This is a genomic window from Escherichia sp. HH41S, assembly GCF_009820115.1.
Classification (GTDB): domain Bacteria; phylum Pseudomonadota; class Gammaproteobacteria; order Enterobacterales; family Enterobacteriaceae; genus Escherichia; species Escherichia coli_F.
The window spans coordinates 24,862-40,323 of sequence record NZ_VNXE01000009.1 but is presented as its reverse complement, the minus strand read 5'-3'; the positions used below and the strand labels follow the sequence as shown (position 1 = coordinate 40,323).

Genomic DNA, 15,462 nt, shown 5'->3' with positions numbered 1-15,462 from the left:
TGCATCCGTAGCTCAGCTGGATAGAGTACTCGGCTACGAACCGAGCGGTCGGAGGTTCGAATCCTCCCGGATGCACCATATTCTCCGTAATCTTCAGCGATGATGGTATGGAAGAGGCGATGGTAATCACCGTCTGCTCCAGGGAGGATAACGTTGCGGCAGCAACGGCCCGAAGGGCGAACGCCAGTGAGTCATCCTCCCGGATGCACCATCTTCTGCAAAAAATCCCCTTCAAAAATATTTCATTTCTAAATAACTATTTTATCCATTTCCTGAATATTCTTCTCCTTCGCCATCAGCGACAAAATCAAGCAATTACGCTAAAGTAGCGTCATATTTTTCGACTTGCGAGAAGACCATGTACGAGCGTTATGCAGGTTTAATTTTTGATATGGATGGCACAATCCTGGATACGGAGCCTACGCACCGTAAAGCGTGGCGCGAAGTATTAGGGCACTACGGTCTTCAATACGATGTTCAGGCGATGATTGCGCTTAATGGCTCGCCCACGTGGCGCATTGCTCAGGCGATTATTGAGCTTAATCAGGCCGATCTCGACCCGCATGCGCTGGCGCGTGAAAAAACAGAAGCAGTCAGAAGCATGTTGCTCGATAGCGTCGAACCACTCCCCCTTGTTGAAGTGGTGAAAAGCTGGCACGGACGTCGACCAATGGCTGTAGGAACGGGGAGTGAAAGCGCCATCGCTGAGGCACTGCTAACGCACCTGGGATTACGCCGTTATTTTGACGCCGTCGTTGCTGCCGATCACGTCAAACATCATAAACCTGCGCCAGACACATTTTTGTTGTGCGCGCAGCGTATGGGCGTGCAACCAACACAGTGTGTGGTCTTTGAAGATGCTGATTTCGGTATTCAGGCGGCCCGTGCTGCAGGCATGGACGCTGTGGATGTTCGCTTGCTGTGAGTGAAGCTTTATCGCTTTTCTCGTTGTTTGCCAGTAGTTTCCTCAGCGCTACACTATTACCCGGTAATTCCGAAGTCGTGCTGGTTGCAATGTTGCTTTCCGGGGTAAGTCATCCCTGGGTTTTAGTTTTAACAGCAACAATGGGTAATAGCCTTGGAGGGTTAACTAACGTTATCCTTGGGCGTTTCTTTCCATTGCGTAAAACATCGCGCTGGCAAGAGAAAGCTACCGGCTGGCTGAAACGCTATGGTGCAGTCACGCTATTATTAAGCTGGATGCCCGTGGTTGGCGATTTACTGTGTCTGTTAGCGGGATGGATGCGCATCTCCTGGGGGCCAGTAATCTTTTTTTTGTGCCTTGGTAAAGCGTTACGCTATGTTGCAGTTGCAGCAGCGACCGTTCAGGGCATGATGTGGTGGCACTAATTGTAGGCCTGCACACATGGTCACCATTACAGTTATGCTAATTAAAACGATTTTGACAGGCGGGAGGTCAATTTGATCCCGGACGTATCACAGGCGCTGGCCTGGCTGGAAAAACATCCTCAGGCGTTAAAGGGGATACAGCGTGGGCTGGAGCGCGAAACTTTGCGTGTTAATGCTGATGGCACACTGGCAACAACAGGTCATCCTGAAGCATTAGGTTCCGCACTGACGCACAAATGGATTACTACCGATTTTGCGGAAGCATTGCTGGAATTCATTACACCAGTGGATGGTGATATTGAACATATGCTGACCTTTATGCGCGATCTGCATCGTTATACGGCGCGCAATATGGGCGATGAGCGGATGTGGCCGTTAAGTATGCCATGCTACATCGCAGAAGGTCAGGACATCGAACTGGCACAGTACGGCACTTCTAACACCGGACGCTTCAAAACGCTGTACCGTGAAGGGCTGAAAAATCGCTACGGCGCGCTGATGCAAACCATTTCCGGCGTGCACTACAATTTCTCTTTGCCCATGGCATTCTGGCAAGCGAAGTGCGGCGATATCTCGGGCGCTGATGCCAAAGAGAAAATTTCTGCGGGCTATTTCCGCGTTGTTCGCAATTACTATCGTTTCGGTTGGGTCATTCCTTATCTGTTTGGCGCGTCTCCGGCGATTTGTTCTTCTTTCCTGCAAGGAAAACCAACGTCGCTGCCGTTTGAGAAAACCGAGTGCGGTATGTATTACCTGCCGTATGCGACCTCTCTTCGTTTGAGCGATCTTGGCTATACCAACAAATCGCAAAGCAATCTTGGTATCACCTTTAACGATCTCTACGAGTACGTAGCGGGCCTTAAACAGGCAATCAAAACGCCATCGGAAGAGTACGCAAAGATTGGTATTGAGAAAGACGGTAAGCGGTTGCAAATCAACAGCAATGTGCTGCAGATTGAAAACGAACTGTACGCGCCGATTCGTCCAAAACGCGTTACCCGCAGCGGCGAGTCGCCTTCTGATGCACTGTTACGTGGCGGCATTGAATATATTGAAGTGCGTTCGCTGGACATCAACCCGTTCTCGCCGATTGGTGTAGATGAACAACAGGTGCGATTCCTCGACCTGTTTATGGTCTGGTGTGCGCTGGCTGATGCACCGGAAATGAGCAGTAGCGAACTTGCCTGTACACGCGTTAACTGGAACCGGGTGATCCTCGAAGGTCGCAAACCGGGCCTGACGCTGGGTATCGGCTGCGAAACCGCGCAGTTCCCGTTGCCGCAGGTGGGGAAAGATTTGTTCCGCGATCTGAAACGCGTGGCGCAAACGCTGGATAGCATTAACGGCGGCGAAGCGTACCAGAAAGTGTGTGATGAACTGGTCGCCTGCTTCGATAATCCCGATCTGACTTTCTCTGCCCGTATCTTAAGGTCTATGATTGATACTGGTATTGGCGGAACAGGTAAAGCGTTTGCTGAAGCGTACCGTAATCTGCTGCGTGAAGAGCCGCTGGAAATTCTGCGTGAAGAGGATTTTGTAGCCGAGCGCGAGGCGTCTGTACGCCGTCAGCAGGAAATGGAAGCCGCTGATACCGAACCGTTTGCGGTGTGGCTGGAAAAACACGCCTGACAGAAAAGAAAAAGGCCACTCGTGAGTGGCCAAAATTTCATCTCTGAATTCAGGGATGATGATAACAAATGCGCGTCTTTCATATACTCAGACTCGCCTGGGAAGAAAGAGTTCAGAAAATTTTTAAAAAAATTACCGGAGGTGGCTAAATGCCGTTGTTAGATAGCTTCACAGTCGATCATACCCGGATGGAAGCGCCTGCAGTTCGGGTGGCGAAAACAATGAACACCCCGCATGGCGACGCAATCACCGTGTTCGATCTGCGCTTCTGCGTGCCGAACAAAGAAGTGATGCCAGAAAGAGGGATCCATACCCTGGAGCACCTGTTTGCTGGTTTTATGCGTAACCATCTTAACGGTAATGGCGTTGAGATTATCGATATCTCGCCAATGGGCTGCCGCACCGGTTTTTATATGAGTCTGATTGGTACGCCAGATGAGCAGCGTGTCGCTGATGCCTGGAAAGCGGCAATGGAGGACGTGCTGAAAGTGCAGGATCAGAATCAGATCCCGGAACTGAACGTCTACCAGTGTGGCACTTACCAGATGCACTCGTTGCAGGAAGCGCAGGATATTGCGCGTAGCATTCTGGAGCGCGATGTACGCATTAACAGTAATGAAGAACTGGCACTGCCAAAAGAGAAGTTGCAGGAATTGCACATCTAGTCAATTGAAGAGGCCGGGCAGGTGATATCACCGCCCGGTTTTTATTACCTGTCAGTCACCCGATATTCCACGCTATGTGCTTCATCAGGTTGAGGAACTTCCAGCCTTGAGGCCATCCGCATCACGACCGCTTCAGGAACGGCATACTCGCGCCTGGCATTTTGCTGCTTCCATTGTGCCCATGGCACTTCCAGATAAACGATCTTTACTCGTGCGCCGTAAGCCGTAAACAGACAGATGAGCTGGCTACGCAGCTGGCGGGTAATGTTCGTTGCATTCCAGATGAACGGCTTCTTCTGGCGTAAAAAAACGCGCGCTTCTTCTTTTGCCTGTTGCACAATACGCCCAGTGGCGGTTTTGTCGTCCGGACTGGCATTGATTCGCCGCCGCATATCATCAAGGCTGATAACGTTCACTCTCTGGCACTGTTCACTGATAAAGCGATCTTTGCCCATACCCGGTAAACCACACAGCAAAATAACCTCAAAAGATTCAGCCTCCCAGGGAACAAAATCAGGAGAACTTTGTTCATGGGTCAGGTAATGCCAGCGTGCGGAATCCGAAGCGAATGAACGCACTTTTCCCCAGCATTGTTGCTCCTGGCAAAATAGCTTGAACAGATCGATGCGTTCCAGCATTGATTGCTGATCATGACAATGGCGACCAAGCAGATCGGCACGAGCAAGCAAAGCGAGCAGACGCGTGTCGATACGCATTGCAGCCGTGAGCAGCAAACGCTCCGGTTCCGGACGTTCCAGTAACCATAGCGGTAACCCATGCAGACGCACCAGTGCAACAATTTGCTCGCGTAGCACGAACGGCGTAGGGATATCGCGCCATAAAATTTGTCGGGCCGTCAATTCACCCCGACGAGCATGACCAGGAGACTGAATACGTCCGTTTTCCTGCACGGTAGTACTGCGCTTTTCAACGTCATGCAATAACGCCGCCGCCCATAAAATTTCCTGCTGCTGAGCGGGGAGTTGCTGGAACTCTGGCAGAGCCACGAGTGCATTCAGCACCATTTCAGTATGCACACCAACGTCGCCTTCACCATGATGCTCCGGGTCTTGCGGCGTGTTATGCATATCCTCAACCCAGCTAAAACGCTGGCGTAGCGTCGACCAGCGTTTGTCGTCGGTAAGTTGCCAAATCATGACTGTTCTCCATAAGCGAACTCATGGGCCATCCGCGCCCGTCGCCAGTGGCGTTTCCAGTGCTCGGTGGTTTTGACATGATTTTTGCGTACATACTTGAAGACGTTATGCGAAAAGTCAGCGACGGAAAACGCATCACTATTCCGGCTGACAATGCCTTCCAGCGTACAGGGTTGCCCGGTTTGCGTATCCCAGGGATCGAACGCGCCGCGCGCATTGGTCAGCGCCAGAAAATCACGTTGCCAGCTTTTTTCATCATTCCCCGGCTGCGGGCCGGAGATTTCGGGAACGCAGGGGAAATCAAACAGAGCGGCGTAAAACTGCACCTCTTCCCAGCTCAGCCACATATCCTGGCAGCGAACGGCAAACAGATAAAAATCCTGCTCCAGGGCGCGATATTCAATCGAATGAACGGCATAAAGATTTTCACCAAACAACTCCAGATCGCCGAGATCGTTTTTCAGCGATTGCCAGCGTTGGCGAATTTTATAGGTCCATGCCGATTCCGTTGGCGCGGCATGGGAACGGGCAAACACGCCGAAGCGATTAAGACAGTTATTTTCGCCGTCGAGTTTTTCAGTATGTACCAACTGCGAAATTGCCTGCATATCTTGCCAGTAACTGGCGTTAATGCGGTCATCGCTGGTGGTGCCAGGGGAGAAGGGATAATGCCAGGTTCTCCCGTATTTACGTTGGATAATCATAATAATCCATTATTTTGTGTGTAATAAATGTACGCCCGCGTGGGTGCGAGTTATGGGGTTAAAAGAAAAATGTGAGTATCACCCGCGAAAGCGAGGGCGAAGAAAAAAGAGAGTTAACAACCTGAGCGAATGCTCAGAACCGATTAATGGTGAATGGAAGAGTTTGGGGCGGCGAAAAGATACACCGTTTGAGATGATAAAACAACCGTTTACAGAATGAGCAAATAAAAAGGGAGCCGCAGCTCCCTTTGACAACCTTAGTGCGCACCGCCTCCGCCGCCACCTGCGCCAAATGGCGGTTTAGCAAACCACACCAGCCCCAGCAGGACGAGGAATATCCCGGCTGACATCCAGAAGATCTCATTGGCGGAAATAATCAGCCCCTGATTAGTGATCTGCTGGGCAATCCAGCCTGATGCCTGTTGTTGCGTCATCCCCAGCCCTTCAAGTTGGCTGTACATCGCCTGAGCGTTCGGGTTAAACGGGTTTACCGACTCGGTTAACTGTGCGTGGTGCATCGACTCGCGGTTGGTCCACATAGTCGTCGTAATGGACGTGCCGATAGATCCCGCCAGCGTTCGCGTAAAGTTGGAGAGACTCGATGCCGCCGCCAGTCGTTCCGGTGGCAAACCGGACAGCGTAATGGTGGTCAGCGGCATAAAGAAGCAGGCCACCGCGAAGCCCTGGATAAACTGCGGCCAGGCCGACGCGCCAAAATCCATACCCGGTTCAAAGGTATAAGCACGCCAGTAGAAGCAGACGGCATACATGATAAAGCTGAAGGTTACCAGTCGCCGCATATCCAGTTTATGCGCGAAGCGGCCGATAATCGGCGACAGGATCACCGGAATAATCCCTACCGGCGCAGAGGCCAGCCCCGCCCATGTAGCCGTGTAGCCGTAGACTTCCTGCAACAGCTGCGGCAGCAGAACAATGGCACCGAAGTAGAGCATATACGCGAGGCTGATACATAAGCAGCCAATGGTGAAATTTCGCGACTTAAACAGCGAGAGATCGACTATCGGGTTATCGTCGGTTAGCTCCCAGACAATCAGGAAGCAAATAGCCACCACTGCTACCACGGTGAGAATGATAATTTCCTGTGACGAGAACCAGTCCAGCTCTTTGCCCCGGTCGAGCATAATCTGCAGGCTGCCGATACCAATTACCAGCAGCGCCAGTCCCACGGCATCAATCCGCCGACGCTCGGTACGGGTTTCGCGTCCGCGCAGCGTCTGCAATGTCATCAACACCACCGCTACACCAATTGGTACGTTGATGAAGAATATCCAGCCCCAATGATAATTATCACTGATATAGCCGCCGAGGATTGGCCCGCAGATAGGCGCGACAATCACCGTCATCGACCACAACGCCAGCGCGATAGAACGTTTGGCAGGTGGGTAGTTATTCAGTAACAGACTTTGCGAAAGCGGGATCAACGGCCCGGCGACAATTCCCTGAATCACGCGGAAGAAGATCAGCATATTCAGGCTGCTGGAGACACCACACGCCCACGACGCAATAGCAAAGGCGATGGTCGACCAGAGGAACAGCTTCACTTCCCCAACGCGCTTTGCCAGCCAGCCGGTAAGCGGGATCGAGATGGCATTCGCCACCCCGAAAGAAGTGATTACCCACGTTCCCTGGCTGAGCGATGAGCCCAGATTCCCGGCGATAGTGGGGATCGCCACGTTAGCAATGGTGGAGTCCAGCACCTGCATGAATGTCGCTAGTGACAGCGCAATCGTCATAATGACCAGTTGCGCGCCTTCCAGCGGTTTTTGCTGTTGCATCACACGCACCTCTGGATTAGCCAGCGTTAGCTTTTACGATATCGTCGATCAGTTTATTGACAGGTGCCAGGCTGATTTCACGCGCGGTGCTTACCGCGACCGGTGTGGAACGTACTTTATTTGCCAGTACCTGACCGTCACGGTTAGTGGTATTGACGCTCACCAGCGTGGATAAACCGATACGCAGCGGGTATTGCTCCAGCTGTTTCTGGTCCAGTTCAATACGAACAGGCAGACGCTGAACGACTTTGATCCAGTTACCGGTGGCGTTTTGCGCCGGAAGCAGCGAGAACGCGCTACCTGTGCCCATATCCAGACCAACCACTTTACCGGTGTATTTCACATCATCGCCGTAAATATCGGTGGTGATGGTGACCGGCTGACCGATGCGCATATTGGCAATCTGCGTTTCTTTAAAGTTGGCATCCACCCACATATTGGTGGCTGGAACGACCGCCATCAGCGGCGTCGTTGGGCTAATTTGCGCGCCAGGCTGTACTGCGCGGCGGGAGACATAACCGGTCATCGGACTGACAATACGGGTACGCTCCAGCGCCAGCCAGGCGTTACGTACTTCGGTGGCAGCCTGTTGCACGGCAGGCTGATCTTCCAGTTTAGTCCCCAGAATCATCGCCTGATTGGCATTGTATTGTTGAATGGCGACATCCAGTTGCGCCTGGGCACTGGTCACCGCGTCGCGGGCGTGTTGCAGCTCTTCGCGACCAATCAGGTTGGCATTGCCCAGCGGCACACGGCGGTTGTAGTCGCTTTGTGCTTTCGCGAGGGCGATTTTCTGCACCTCAATATTCGCCTGCAACTGTTTGCTGTTAATCATCAGCTGGTGGGTTTGGCGCACGCTGGAAGCCAGTGCCGTTTTGGCTTTTTCAAACGCCTGGCGAGCATCTGTCGGGTCGAGAGTGACCAGCACATCGCCTTCTTTTACAAAATCGGTGTTATCGGCCCAGACTTTCGTCACGCTGCCAGACACCTGAGACATAATTTGAATCTGATTCCCTGCCACATATGCGTCATCGGTTTCTTCGAAATGACGCAGTACCAAAAACCAATAAATCCCTATCGCTACGGCAATAATTATAAAGAGCAAGGTGAGAAGGAGGAGCAGACGCTTACGTTTGCCGCTCTTCTTTACCGGTTGCTGCGGGGTTTGAGTCTCCGCATTTGCGCTCATATTGTTCTCCACGATCTTCTTAACTCATCGGCTGAGCCGACCTGCTTGCCAAAAAGGCCAGCATGTTGCGATGCTGGCCAGTCATTTTTTCTTTTATAAATCTGGATTTTTGAGCGAGATGACGCGTTAGCTCATCGCTTCGAGAACCACACCGTCTTGTTCCATCTGGTCGAGACGGGAGAGCAATTTGCGGGTGATTTGCTCGAGCTGATCTTTTTCTGTTGTGCTGAGCGCGGACCAGAGTTGATGCAGGCAGTTATGCTGCGGTGGTAAAACCTCGCGCAAAAACTCGTGACCTTTTTCCGTTAATTGCAGATGCAGGCAGCGGCGATCGTTATCGCTTTCACGACGTTCGATCCAACCGCGTTTTTCCAGTTCATCGGCAATACGCGTCGCGTTGGTACGGGATGATCCAAGAGCACAACTCAATTCAGAAGGCTGAATACTGTGGTTTTCCTGAGACTCCAGCGTAATCAACGCCATAAACAACGTCTCGTTAATCCCCTGAGCCTTCAGCATTTTATTGCGGTTCTCCAGCAGCTTGCTTTGCATGTGCATGCAAAGACGAGTCAGAAGGATCTCCTGATAAGGAAAATCTTCGTGGCGGCTGGCGCGAAATTTTAGCATTTGTTCAATGGGCGTAAACGAACTATCCATTTGGGTATGACCTCATTAATTTCAGCCGATATAGTAACGACAGTGACAAATAAAGTAAATGTATTGTTTTAGAAAAATGATTCTTGTGGGTTATATAATCGCCATCACTTTCCAGGCGAGCCCATAGGCCAGCGCACTAAGCAGTGTTGGGATGATAATGCTGCGTGTTTTATAGAAACTGGCACCCAGTACCGCGAAGCCGACCAGAGTGGGCACGAAACGGCGTGTATCGTGCATCACTTCTGGTGCGGTAGAGACAACCAGCAGAGCGCATATCGAGGCGATGCCAATGGTGTCGAGCAAAATACCTACCGCGCCACGTTTGGTTGGGCGGGCATTACCCACACGCAGGCGCAGCGGCAAATAGCGGAAGCAATAATTCGCCGCGCCAACCAGTAACCCAAGCAGCAGAACCTCATAGCTCATCGGGCGCTCCTTGCCAGAATGCCTGGATTAACGCAGTGAGGCAGCCACAGACAATGCCTGCCAGAATGGCGACGGGAATAGAAAATAGCGTTACGCCTGCAAGGGCACCAACTAACGCTGCGGTAACGCAAAGAGATTGTTTGCGCTGGAAAGAGGCGAGCAGGAAACTCATAAAGAGTGCCGGAAGCATAAAACCTAATGCTGCTTCAACGGCGGGATATCCTTGCAGCAAGCCGCTGCCGGAGAATGCCCCTATTACCGTACCAAATACCCACGATGACCATGAACTGAAGGCAATGCCGATCATCCAGTTCTCGCTCCAGCGGCGATTATTGCGTACCAGTTTTGCGGTTGCGGCGGCAAAAACCTCATCCGTCAGGCCAAACGCCCACAGGGCAGTTTTCGATTTTTGCAGACGCTGAATAATACGGCTACGCAGTGACGGGCCATACAAAACATGGCGAACATCCATTGCCATGACGGTCAGTGCAGCAACCCACAAACTACTCCCGGCTGCCAGCATCGCGGTAATGACGAACTGGCTCGCGCCTGCATAAATGATGCAGGAGAAAAAAACGCTTTCGAGAGGAGAGAATCCCAGACGGGTCGCATTCAGACCAAACGCAAAGGCCACCGGAATATAACTAATAACAATCGGTAAACTGTCTTTGCATCCTTCCATGAAGGTCGCCGAACCAGGAGCAGGCTGTGGAGTAGGGCTTTCCATAGAGTGTACGCTTAACGATTGTTAATATTATAAATAGACTGAATGAATATCTTAACCTTATCAGACTGATGGGCTTCTTAACACCCTTATAAGTGTAAAGCCACGAAAACGGTTGCTGATTGCTTAAATTGCGGCTTCCTGACGATGAAAACCTCGCCACCAGACCAGTAAGTTAACCAGGGCAATCGTCGCGCCAGCCAGACAAACGCCAGCCCAACCGCCATGTTGCCAGGCTGAGGCTGAAATTAGCGAACCGGCGGCACCGCCAATGAAGTAGCTGGTCATGTAACCTGCGGTCAGGCGATTACGCGCATCAGGGTGTATTCGATAAATTACCGTCTGGTTAGTGATATGCACGCCCTGCACGGTGAGATCCAGCACCAGGATGCCGATAATCAAGGCCAGTACGGAAGTGTGTCCAAACCAGATAGCCAGCCATGAAAGTAACAGCAGCAGCAGGCCGAAAGTTGTGGTGAGGTGTGATTTGCCCTTATCGGCAAAACCGCCCGCCGGACGAGCGCCCAACGCTCCGGCAGCTCCCGCGAGTCCAAACAGACCAATTACGCCATCGCTGTAATTAAAAGGCGGAGCGGCGAGCAAAAAGGCCATTGAGGTCCAGAGAATGCTGAAGTTGGCAAAGGTCAGGCAGCCCAGCAACGCGCGGGTGCGCAGAATTTTATCGCTGATAAACATGCTGAAAACGGAACCAAGCAACTGTGGGTAGTTGAGGTGGGTTTCTGATTTCATTTGTGGCAGACCACGCCATAATGCCAGCGCCATCAGTGCCATTAACACCGAGGCAACCCAAAAGACGGTGCGCCAGCCGCCGAGGTTTGCCAGCAACCCGGCAACGGTTCGTGCCAGCAAGATCCCCAACAGCAGCCCGCTCATAATGGTGCCGACCACTTTGCCGCGTTTGTCCGGTGAAGCCAGCGTCGCTGCCAGCGGAACCAGAATTTGTGCCACGACCGAGAATAAACCGGTTAATGCCGTACCGAGGATCATCATCGCCAGCGACTGACTGCTGGCGGTAATCAACATACCGCCCGCTGCCAGTAAGGTCATCGAGACAATCAGGCGGCGGCGTTCAAACATATCACCGAGGGGAACAAGAAACAGCAGACCTGCGGCATAGCCCAACTGCGCGGCGGTAACAATAAAGCCCGCCGAACTGGCGGAAAGGGAAAAGTTACGCGCGATGGTGTCGAGTAATGGCTGGGCGTAATAGTTACTGGCTACCGCCAGACCGGTGGCGATAGACATCAGCACGATCAGTGCCGGGCTAAGCTCATGATTAGGTTTAGTCATTATTTTTGTTCATCAGGTGATGATTAAGCTGGAAATCAATAATAGCGGATGTTGATGAATATGGGATGAAAGATAGATTGTTGAAATGTGCGGTGTGGTTTGCAGGCATGATAAGACGCGGCCGCGTCGCATCAGGCATTGTGTACAGAGCGGCGGATGAGGCAAAAGCGCCTTATCCGCCCGAATAAAAATTACTTCTGCGCTGCCAGCGCCTCATTCACCCAGCCATCGAACTGCTGCTGGTGGGCTTTGATCCAGCCATCAACGTGGCCCTGGATATCGCCTTCTGAGGCTTTGCCGTCATGCATGATGGCGTTCTGGGCGTTAATGTCTGCCACCGGCAACTGCATAATGGCAAATAGTTTGGCTGCCGCCGGGTTTTTCTCGGCCCAGGCTTTGTTGGCAACGATATGCATGGTGCTGACCGGGAAGCCATAATTCGCACCATTCGGCAGTTTAGTGTCGGCGTTTTTATCGCCCGGCAGTGCGGAGAACGGCACCTGCAACCAGACGACATCTTTGCCCGGCTTCAGTTCGTTACTCACCCAGTACGGCGTCCAGGTGTAGTAAAACACCGGCTTACCCTCTTTGTAACGACTGATGGTGTCAGCCATCATCGCTGCGTAGTTCCCCTGATTATGCGTCACGGTATTGGTCAGTTCATACGCTGCAAGCTGGTGGTTGATCGCACCTTCGCAGCCCCAGCCTGGGTTACAACCGGTTAAATCTGCTTTACCGTCGCCGTTGGTATCGAACAGTTTGGCGATCTTCGGATCTTTCAGTTGCGCGATGTTGGTGATTTTGTACTGGTCGGCGGTTTTCTTATCGATCAGGTAACCCTGTGCCGCGCCGTTAACGAATACCCCTTCACGATAAAATTTCTTATCGCCACCGGCAGCTTCGTACATGTTGTCATGCAGCGGCGTCCAGTTCACGGCGGTGAAGGTTGCATCGCCGGAAGCAAGTGAGGTGTAGCCAACGTTGTAATCCACTTCGCTGGGTTTATTGACGGTATAACCTAATTTCTCCAGCGCGCGGCTGACCAGCAGCGTCTGGAAAGTTTCTTCGGTGATGGTGCTCTGAACCGGATTAACAGTAATGCCTTTGCCCGGCAGGTCGGCAGCAAAAGTTTGTGTAGAGATAAGCGTGGCAAACGCTGTCGCAAAAAGTACGCTATGTCGCATTGTTATTCCTTTTTTTGGCAGGGTGATAATGCCCGGCGTCACCGGGCAAGTGCAGAGTTACTTAATGAATGGGCGGGTCAGCAGACCGACAGGGCCAGTGGTGTACCAGCGACGGTTGCCGCGACTGCGTGAGTCGCGCCCAACGGCCTGCGTCAGGCGGTCGAGGATAATGGCGAGGATCACAATCCCGACGCCGCCAACGGTGGCAAGGCCCATATCCAGACGACCGATACCGCGTAGTACCATCTGACCCAGCCCGCCGACGGCAATCATCGAGGCGATGACCACCATAGAAAGGGCCAGCATCAGCGTCTGGTTAACGCCCGCCATTATGGTCGGCATCGCCAGCGGTAACTGAACTTTGAACAGCATTTGACGCGGGCTGGCACCGAATGAGCGCGAGGCTTCAATTAAATCCGCCGGAACCTGATTAATACCAAGAATCGTCAGACGGATAATCGGCGGCAGAGCAAAGATTATAGTCACCACTACGCCCGGCACGTTGCCGATACCAAACAGCATGACGATTGGCACCAGATAAACAAACGCTGGCGTGGTCTGCATGGCATCAAGCAGTGGACGAATAATTTTCGCCGCTCGCGGACTTCTCGCGAGCCAGATCCCCAACGGCAAACCTATGACGATACAGAACAGCAGGGCGGTTAACACCAGCGCCAGGGTAACCATGGCCTGCGACCAGGCACCGATTGCGCCGATGGCAATCAGCGAAACCAGCGTCGCCACGCCCATTCCGACCCCGGAAATCTGCCAGGCGATGAGAGCGAAAACGATAATCGCCACCGGCGCGGGCATACCCAGCAGCAATTGCTGGAAACCGTTGAGGATGTAATCGACCGGAACGCGCACGCCCTGAAAGACGGGACGAAAATGGGTAACGACCCAGTCGATCCCTTCAGTGACCCAACTGTCGAGCGGGATCAGCGTTTTATGGAACGGATCGAGAATATTAAAATGTTCGACATTTGGCGCAGGCGTACTGGTCAGCCAGTCAGCGCCACCGCCGTCAGTCGGTGCAGTCGCCGGTGTACCCCAGGCGTCTGCGGATTGTGCAGCACTGTCCGCCGCTGGCGTGGTATCCCACGGATTATTTTGATCAGCCATTATTTACCCCCTCACGATCTAAAGCGCGCAGCAGCATTCCTTTCGAAATGATGCCGACATACTGTTGGTCCTCGTCGACCACGGGCACCGCACAGGGCGCTTGTCCGACATGAGAGAGCAACTCGCTAAGAGGCGTTTGCGCATCGACTGCTAATGGTGCATCAATCAGCGCCGCATCAAGACCTTGCTGCTGCGTTAACGCGGTTTTAAGCGAATCGATAGACACAGCGCCGACAAACTTATTACCGCGTTCGATAACGTAGCCATATTCGCGGTCTTCATCCTGCAATAATTTCAATGCCGAACGTGGGCCGAAGCCAGGGGTTTTACGAATTAAGCCATTCGGTGTCCGACGGGCAATATCTTTCGCACTGAATACCTGACTAATATCAACGCCACGGAAGAAGGTACGGACATAATCATTCGCCGGATTATTGAGAATTTCATCCGGTGTGCCAACCTGCACCACTTCACCATTTTGCATAATGGCAATTCGGTCGCCAATACGCATAGCTTCGTCGAGATCGTGAGAAATAAAGACAATGGTACGTTGATGTTTCGCCTGTAATTTTACCAGCTCATCCTGCATCTCAGTGCGAATTAATGGATCAAGCGCCGAGAAGGCTTCGTCCATTAATAATATATCCGGATTAATTGCTAATGCGCGTGCTAATCCGACGCGTTGACGCATCCCACCAGAGAGCTCGTCCGGGTAGCTATGGGCATAATTTTCCAGCCCGACCTGACGCAGTGCATCAAGGGCTTTTTCCCGACGTTCTTCGGCATTAATTCCGGCCAATTCCATACCGAATGCAGTATTGTCCAGCACGGTCATATGCGGCATTAAGGCAAAGGACTGGAAGACCATCGCAATCTTTTTTCTGCGCACCTCACGGAGTTCGGCGTCGGATATTTTGGCAATATCCACACCATCAATCAGCACTTGCCCGCGGGTGGGTTCAATCAGGCGATTGAGAAGGCGTACCATTGTGGATTTACCCGAACCGGATAATCCCATGATGACAAATATCTCGCCTTCTTCAATGGCCAGACTGGCGTCTTTTACGCCAAGCGATAGCCCGGTTTTTTCCAGAATTTGTTCTTTTGAAAGTCCTTGTTCGATATATTTGAACGCTCGCTGAGGATGCTCGCCAAATATTTTATAGAGATTTTTAATTTCTAATTTAATTGCCATGCAATAGAAAGATTCCTGTTATTTGTTTATGTCGATACATTACCCAATGGAAATAGTCACTTTTTTCTACCCTAACATACTGAGAATCTGAGGCAACCCCTGATGGTAAATGTGGCATGAATATTGATGCGAGCAAATCGCCGGAATTTCCCGTGATATAAGGGCTGAGAGCGAATCGAGAAAAGTTGATATTTTTTGTCATAGATAGCGAAAAAACGCCTGAATATTGTGGTTTCAGGCGAATAATGCAACAGAGTATCAGTGTAGATCACCACAAAATATTTGCGTGATAAAAAGCTATTTGGCAGGAATTATTTCCCTACTGTGGTTGGTGATATTTTTGAAAATAACAC

General features: G+C 51.9%; 15 protein-coding genes and 1 tRNA gene. 5 read left to right on the top strand and 11 right to left on the bottom strand.

What is annotated here, in order from left to right:
* Window position 1: 1 nt before the first annotated feature.
* From FQZ95_RS02835 to luxS, 5 genes are all read left to right on the top strand, one after another.
* Window positions 2-78: transfer RNA gene (locus FQZ95_RS02835), tRNA-Arg, on the top strand.
* A 280-nt stretch (window positions 79-358) separates the two neighbouring features.
* Window positions 359-925, top strand: coding sequence for a fructose-1-phosphate/6-phosphogluconate phosphatase (yqaB, locus tag FQZ95_RS02830; protein ID WP_032184973.1), 567 nt, complete (start codon window positions 359-361; stop codon window positions 923-925).
* Complete coding sequence (locus FQZ95_RS02825; protein ID WP_001287462.1) at window positions 922-1,350, top strand: YqaA family protein; 429 nt, start codon at window positions 922-924, stop codon at window positions 1,348-1,350. Before yqaB ends, FQZ95_RS02825 begins: the two co-directional genes overlap by 4 nt.
* Window positions 1,351-1,422: 72 nt before the next feature.
* A complete protein-coding gene (gshA, locus tag FQZ95_RS02820) occupies window positions 1,423-2,979 on the top strand; it encodes a glutamate--cysteine ligase (RefSeq protein WP_160529867.1) in 1,557 nt (518 codons plus the stop codon).
* Between the two features lie 149 nt (window positions 2,980-3,128).
* The gene (gene luxS, locus FQZ95_RS02815) at window positions 3,129-3,644 is read left to right on the top strand and encodes an S-ribosylhomocysteine lyase (protein WP_001130211.1); all 516 of its coding nucleotides are present in this window, start codon (window positions 3,129-3,131) and stop codon (window positions 3,642-3,644) included.
* Between the two features lie 44 nt (window positions 3,645-3,688).
* On the opposite strand, the gene FQZ95_RS02810 is transcribed toward luxS, so the two are convergent.
* The 11 genes from FQZ95_RS02810 to proV all read right to left on the bottom strand — a co-directional run bounded on the left by FQZ95_RS02810 (window position 3,689) and on the right by proV (window position 15,109).
* On the bottom strand, window positions 3,689-4,801 hold the full coding sequence (locus tag FQZ95_RS02810; RefSeq protein WP_032184972.1) for an ATP-binding protein: 1,113 nt from the start codon (window positions 4,799-4,801) through the stop codon (window positions 3,689-3,691).
* Window positions 4,798-5,505, bottom strand: coding sequence for an RNA ligase family protein (locus FQZ95_RS02805; RefSeq protein ID WP_088542227.1), 708 nt, complete (start codon window positions 5,503-5,505; stop codon window positions 4,798-4,800). The genes FQZ95_RS02810 and FQZ95_RS02805 overlap by 4 nt, the downstream gene beginning before the upstream one ends.
* 257 nt (window positions 5,506-5,762) lie before the next feature.
* Window positions 5,763-7,301, bottom strand: a complete 1,539-nt coding sequence (gene emrB, locus FQZ95_RS02800) for a multidrug efflux MFS transporter permease subunit EmrB (RefSeq protein WP_001295176.1) — start codon at window positions 7,299-7,301, stop codon at window positions 5,763-5,765.
* A 16-nt stretch (window positions 7,302-7,317) separates the two neighbouring features.
* On the bottom strand, window positions 7,318-8,490 hold the full coding sequence (gene emrA / locus FQZ95_RS02795; protein ID WP_001295175.1) for a multidrug efflux MFS transporter periplasmic adaptor subunit EmrA: 1,173 nt from the start codon (window positions 8,488-8,490) through the stop codon (window positions 7,318-7,320).
* Between the two features lie 126 nt (window positions 8,491-8,616).
* Window positions 8,617-9,147, bottom strand: a complete 531-nt coding sequence (emrR, locus tag FQZ95_RS02790; RefSeq protein ID WP_000378442.1) for a multidrug efflux transporter EmrAB transcriptional repressor EmrR — start codon at window positions 9,145-9,147, stop codon at window positions 8,617-8,619.
* A gap of 90 nt (window positions 9,148-9,237) precedes the next feature.
* Window positions 9,238-9,573, bottom strand: coding sequence for an L-valine transporter subunit YgaH (gene ygaH, locus FQZ95_RS02780; protein WP_000119749.1), 336 nt, complete (start codon window positions 9,571-9,573; stop codon window positions 9,238-9,240).
* Window positions 9,563-10,300 carry an L-valine exporter subunit YgaZ gene (gene ygaZ / locus FQZ95_RS02775; protein ID WP_000445658.1) on the bottom strand — a complete coding sequence of 246 codons (738 nt, stop codon included), beginning with the start codon at window positions 10,298-10,300 and terminating at the stop codon, window positions 9,563-9,565. The genes ygaH and ygaZ overlap by 11 nt, the downstream gene beginning before the upstream one ends.
* Before the next feature lie 123 nt (window positions 10,301-10,423).
* Window positions 10,424-11,608, bottom strand: a complete 1,185-nt coding sequence (locus FQZ95_RS02770; RefSeq protein ID WP_000165707.1) for an MFS transporter — start codon at window positions 11,606-11,608, stop codon at window positions 10,424-10,426.
* 191 nt (window positions 11,609-11,799) lie between these two features.
* Window positions 11,800-12,792 (bottom strand): glycine betaine/L-proline ABC transporter substrate-binding protein ProX, encoded by a 993-nt coding sequence (gene proX, locus FQZ95_RS02765; RefSeq protein WP_001216525.1) that lies wholly within the window; start codon window positions 12,790-12,792, stop codon window positions 11,800-11,802.
* A gap of 57 nt (window positions 12,793-12,849) precedes the next feature.
* Complete coding sequence (proW, locus tag FQZ95_RS02760; RefSeq protein WP_000774978.1) at window positions 12,850-13,914, bottom strand: glycine betaine/L-proline ABC transporter permease ProW; 1,065 nt, start codon at window positions 13,912-13,914, stop codon at window positions 12,850-12,852.
* On the bottom strand, window positions 13,907-15,109 hold the full coding sequence (proV, locus tag FQZ95_RS02755) for a glycine betaine/L-proline ABC transporter ATP-binding protein ProV (RefSeq protein WP_000985494.1): 1,203 nt from the start codon (window positions 15,107-15,109) through the stop codon (window positions 13,907-13,909). The genes proW and proV overlap by 8 nt, the downstream gene beginning before the upstream one ends.
* Window positions 15,110-15,462: the final 353 nt, after the last annotated feature.